General features: G+C 43.8%; 3 protein-coding genes and 1 pseudogene. 1 reads left to right on the top strand and 3 read right to left on the bottom strand.

Annotated features, from left to right (window positions below):
- Nucleotides 1-263: 263 nt before the first annotated feature.
- Nucleotides 264-943, bottom strand: a pseudogene (locus IM515_RS19715) (RNA-guided endonuclease InsQ/TnpB family protein); the annotation flags it as partial.
- 294 nt (nt 944-1237) lie between these two features.
- Here IM515_RS19715 and IM515_RS19710 point away from each other — a divergent pair.
- Nucleotides 1238-2092 carry a helix-turn-helix domain-containing protein gene (locus IM515_RS19710; protein ID WP_287630503.1) on the top strand — a complete coding sequence of 285 codons (855 nt, stop codon included), beginning with the start codon at nt 1238-1240 and terminating at the stop codon, nt 2090-2092.
- Nucleotides 2093-2204: 112 nt separating this feature from the next.
- Here IM515_RS19710 and IM515_RS19705 read toward each other — a convergent pair whose 3' ends face one another.
- Together IM515_RS19705 and IM515_RS19700 are read right to left on the bottom strand one after the other, a co-directional pair.
- Entirely contained in the window at nt 2205-2717 is a 513-nt protein-coding gene (locus IM515_RS19705) for a dihem cytochrome c family protein (RefSeq protein ID WP_287630504.1), read from the bottom strand.
- A gap of 624 nt (nt 2718-3341) precedes the next feature.
- The coding region (locus IM515_RS19700; protein WP_287630505.1) for a bluetail domain-containing putative surface protein at nt 3342-5564 on the bottom strand (2223 nt) is incomplete at its 5' end.

The raw sequence follows: 5564 nt of genomic DNA, 5'->3' as shown, positions 1-5564 counted from the left end.
GAAATGGGGCGAAAGTCTGTGGACTCTGTGTAAGACAGTACATGGTTTTTTAACTGTGGTATGCGACGGTGGTGGAAGCAGAAACTTAAATCGTGAGGTTTAGGAATCGCCGCACTTTTAGGGCGGCGAGGATGTCAACAAAGATCGCTTCTTATTGACACTCCCGTCACTAAAAGCGAGGGATTCTTGGTTCATAGAGTTTCCCTAATCTGACAGGACGTATCCAACATTCGCCAGAGGGAATCTCTCCCCCCCCCCAACCGACGTCGGGGGGTCAAACGGTTTAATCTTTTTTCCGCTTGGCGATAGTATTGCGGTATTTCTACCGTTTCCCCATCACTATTAGCGTAGAAAACTTTTAAGCCTACATCCAATCCTACACATCTTTTAGTCGGTTCTAAGGGTTTTGCCTATTCCCGAATATCAACGCTAAGGCAGAATTGGACATAGTAACCGTCTGCTCGTTTAACAATCCTAACTCGTTTAATTTGGTCTATAGGGTAAAAGTTTAAGTCTCTAGTTCCTTTCAGTTTAACCGTGCCAAGATTTTTCTTATCTGTGAAAGTAATTTTTTTCTATCCTCCGATAGTTGACCGCCACAGTTTTTATGTTCCACAGAACGATTATTTTTCTGAAACTTGGGATAACCTTTTTTACCTTTAACCTTTTTCTGACAATTGTCATAGAAACGGGCAATAGCTGACCAGTCCCGTTCTGCCGATGCTTGTCTAGCCGTAGAATTTAGAGTATCGACAAACTTGAACTGTTGGGCGAGAACTGCACAATATTTATTGAGAGAATATTTATCGATTTTGTCTTCTCTCTTGGCATCCATCCAAAGCCTTAATGCTTTGTTTCTGATGAATTGTACTGTACGAATAGCTTCATCTATGGCAGAAGACTGACTTTGTTTGACCACTGCTTTCATTTCTAAGATAATCATTGTTTATCGACCTCAAACAACTTATTTTAAGTTAACCTATACAGCAGAGATTGTCAAGATTTTAGTCGTGCTTCCCTCTTTTATACTGGTCGGGGTTTCACCCCGTCGCGCTAAGCACTTCCGGTCTTCACCCCGACATTTGAGATAAAAAACTTAACTTTTGCAAGTATTGCTGATTTTTGCTGGTTTTTGGAACCTTTTCGCCGGTAATGATGACAAGGTGAAAGGAGCTTCTAGAGAACAGATTATCCCAAAATAACAAAATCGAGATTATCATCTAAGTTGGTATAGATTATGACTGGAATTATGAGTCAACTCAGTCCCCTACAAGCCGAACAAATCAAGGAAATCGGGACTTATTTACGTCAAAAACGGGAAGAAAGCTGCCTGAGCATAGACGATATCGCCGCCCTGACGATGATTAGATTGCCAATGCTAGAAGCGTTGGAAACGGGGAATTGGGAGAAATTACCAGAATTAATTTATGTCAAGGGATTTATCAAACGCTACGGTGATGCTCTAAAAATTGATGGTAAAGCTTTAGCCGATCGCTTGTCTCCTAGTGCGGAACAATTAGCTCAAGAGGTAACTATTCCGAAAACACTGCCCACAAAAGTTACTCCCATCCCCAAGGCTGAACCCGCTGCCCCAAAAGTGGAACCGGTGAAACCAGAAAAACCAGCCCCGGAAACTAGCTCCCAACCGGCTAAATCAACCTTTTTCGGGATGTATCTCTGGCTAGGCTTGCTGGCGGGCATATTTTGTGGTATTGGCTATCTTTTCCTCCGTCCCCCTCTCTCTAACCCCCCTGCCCTTACTCCCTCTCCTTCCCCCGTGGTTTCCCCCGCGCCGGTAGTCCCTCCCGCACCGGTAGCCTCTCCTTCCCCTTCTCCTCAGTCAAAAGTTCCCCTCTCAGCCGAAGTAACTATTGAACAGGCCGCTTGGGTAAGGGTAATTGCCGATGGCCAAAAAGTCCATGAAGGCAATCTCCAACCGGGTACTAAACAAACTTGGACAGCCCAAAAGAGTTTAAATATTCGATCGGGCAATGCTGGCGGTGTTAAAATCTCTCTTAACCAAAAACCTGCCCAATTAATGGGTAAAGCTGGCCAAATTGGCGAAATCACCCTAACTGCACCTCCTCAGTAGGATTGGGTGTGGGGTGTGGGAAGATGGGGTGTTGGGGTGATGGGGTGATGGGAAGAATAAAAAAAATAATCTCCTGACTCCCGACTCCTGATAACTGATAACTGATAACTGATTAGGCTGCATTATCCCAGATGGGGGTAAGGGTCTGATAATCGTAGCGGGAAGCGTTAGGATGACAGCTGACACAGGTGGTATGACCGAGAGGAGTGGGTAAATTGACCCTAGGATGCAAAACCTTTACATAGGTGGACTGTTCAATTAGGAGGGGAACAAAAGTAGTCTGGGTAAGAGGGCGGGAAGAATAACTGAGATAATCCCAGATAAGACGCTGAGTAATGCCAACAATTGGTTTTAAACGGATACCATAGTGAGAATTAGGATTTTCTAGGATTTTTTTCCAAGTTTGACTCGGTAGGATACTGGGAGGAATGGCAATATGGCAAGTGGCACAATTTTCTAGATAGGTTTGCTCTCCAATTTGATAACGATTCAGCACTGTATCCGAGGAGGGAGATTGGGCGATCGCTGGTTGTTGAAGTAGCGAAGCCAGTAGAATACCCCCTAGAATACTGAGGAGAAAGAGGATAATAAAAAAAATCGATTTCACTTGACCGCTGGAAGGCATGACTGGGATGACGAGTAATTGAACACAATTGTGACACTCTCGCCATCACAATGCCAAGCTGTGTGATGGGAGATTCTTGCTTCACAGGGACCTGCTTTTTGAGACGAATCCCAACGAGTCTGACAGTCTCTCCACAAGTTTAAACTCCTGACTGCCCATCAGTATTTGGGTTCTTCTGGTTTATGTGTGGAAACGAGGTCTATACTGATATTTTCTAGTTTCTTCCTCGGCCCGACTGAGCATCGCCGAACCTCAAAATAGCCCTAAAAGTCTTGCTTGATAGGTAGGGTTTGCGGCAAAAAGCACGGGCGAAGCATTCGGATAGAAAATCTCCGGTTTCACCGATATGTTATTGTCCGAATGCTTCGCCCCTACAGGACGCGGGCCGATGAAGACGCAAGGTTTTGAAGCACGATTTTCTCAAAATCTTGCACCTGTTTCGCCAGAAAAGCCACAAAACCGCTATCTTGCCTACATTTCACATTTATTCAGCAAACCCTAGGTATTTTATGGTTTCATAAGCAAAAATTATAACACAAAGTCGAGAAGAGCCTCTTAACTTTTTTATATCAAAATTACTTGAACGGGAGCATTAAAAGGGGAGAATTAATCCCCCCCATTAATCTAGACAAAGAAACTATTGACTGCAATAGGGCCGAGCGCCGGTAAAGTACCCGTTAACCCAGTCAGATTAATCACCAAATCATTAGCACTTTGGAAGCCTGCTGTACCATCGTTGATAATTAGGTAAGTAGAAAAACTATTGTCCCGCACTAAAACAGCACTGTTAATTCCGAGGGCTTGATTTCCGGCTGTTGCGCCATCAGCATCGGTAAAGACGTTAGTAACAATGGTGTTAATATTGGTCGTGGTGCTATCTGTTGCCCGGGTAAAAGCGACAGGGGCATTAATTGCCGCACCAGCTTGACTAAGCAGGTCAATCTTATCATCACCGATAGCAAAATCCGTAACTCGGTCTAGGGCTGCGGCAGTGGACTGACCAAACTGGAAGATGAAGATGTCTGTCCCTGTCCCACCGGTTAAAGTATCGCGTCCAGCAGCACCATTGAGGGTATCGTTACCAGCGCCACCAACTAGAATATCATTACCTAAGCCACCAACTAGACTACTTGGGGCGGGATTACCAATCTTATTATCACCGTTAAAATCTTGTTGAAAATTGGTTTCTTGGGTGAATGCTTCTGGGGAGTTTAATCCCCACCATCCAGTGGAAGATTGCCAATTCCAGTTACTATCTAAAGTCCACAGATGCAGATAATTACCATCGTTATATTTCCATAAAACTTGATTGACTCCGTTGACGGTTTCTGCTGCTAAGGTTTGCCAACCTGGATAGATATCGGTGGTAATCTGAGTTGCACCAATTTTGATGGCGATGGGGTTATTATTGCCAATTTGAGCGTAAAGTTTGTTAGTCGTGTCTTGGACTAATTTGGTGTCACCGAAAGCTTCGATTGGGGTGTAGGGTTGACCGATGATTCCATCACCGTTAAAGTCTTGTTGGAAGTTGGTTTCTTGAGTAAAAGCTTCCGGGGAATTTAATCCCCACCATCCGCTTGAAGATTGCCAATTCCAGTTATTATCTAAACTCCACAAGTGGAGATAATTACCATCGTTATATTTCCATAAAACTTGATTGACTCCGTTGACGGTTTCTGCTGCTAGAGTTTGCCAACCTGGATAGATATCGGTGGTAATCTGAGTTGCACCAATTTTGATGGCGATGGGGTTATTATTGCCAATTTGAGCGTAGAGTTTATTAGTTGCGTCTTTGACTAATTTGGTGTTACCAAAGGTTTCGATTGGGGTGACACTGATATCGTCATTGAGAATCGTCCCCGTAACTGCGTTGGTCGTACCTATTATATAACCTGTCCCCGCAGCGAGGGTTAAAGCGACAGTTTCATCAGTTTCTACTGTGGTGTCAGCAGTGGGGTCAACAGTTACGGTAGCAGTGGATGAACCAGCAAGAAAATTCACTGTCCCTGTTGCACTGGTGAAAGTTGCTGCACCGGTTTGAGTGTAATCTGTGCTAAAAGTAGCTGTTCCCCCAACTGTATAGTTAGCGGTTAAGGCGCTGGTAGTAGAACCGGTACGGGTGAAGGTATAGACTAAGTTGGTTGTTCCATCTTCTGTCACACTACCAGAAGAGACAGCAAGGGTGATGGTGGAAAGGGTAGAAACATAGCTAAAATAACTAGCAGTTAGACTTAATGCTGTTTGATTATTGATAACCGCGATAAGTTCATCTGGTTCGCTTCCGGGTTTGTTGATGTAGAGATTAGTATTAGAACCAGAAACAGTCAATAAATAGTCACTACTTGAACCGCGAATCTGAATAATATCATCAGTGGGTTTAAAATCAGTAATTAAGGCATAGTCATTATTACCCGCAGATGTTGTATTACCATCATCATAACCAATCCAGTTAACGTCACCAAGGATAAATGTATCGCGTCCAGTTCCTCCTGTTATATTATCAATTTCTCCCTTCCCGGGGGTTGTGCTTTGACTGTTGACTCCTGTAATTGAGTCGTTTCCTGCTCCTCCTGTCAGGGTATCTTTTCCGCCACCACCGATTAAAATATCATCTAGATTAGCTCCTTGGAGAGTATCGTCAAACTGTGTTCCTGTAATGTTGAATCGTTCAATATTGCTGTAACTAGCCCTGAGATAATTAATCTTATTTTTGACTGTCTTTCCATCTGTATTATTAACAGCATCGGAACTCCTAGAACTGTAATTACTGTAATCGAGAATCAGTGTATCTGTTCCTGCTCCCCCGTCAATAGTGCCGTTTCCACCTGAAGCAGACGGATTTAATTT

Origin of the sequence: Microcystis sp. M44BS1 (assembly GCF_020244875.1) — a bacterium.
In the GTDB taxonomy this organism is placed as follows: Bacteria; Cyanobacteriota; Cyanobacteriia; order Cyanobacteriales; family Microcystaceae; genus Microcystis; species Microcystis panniformis.
Note: the sequence above shows the minus strand (reverse complement) of the source record. Positions and strands in the feature narration are given on the sequence as shown.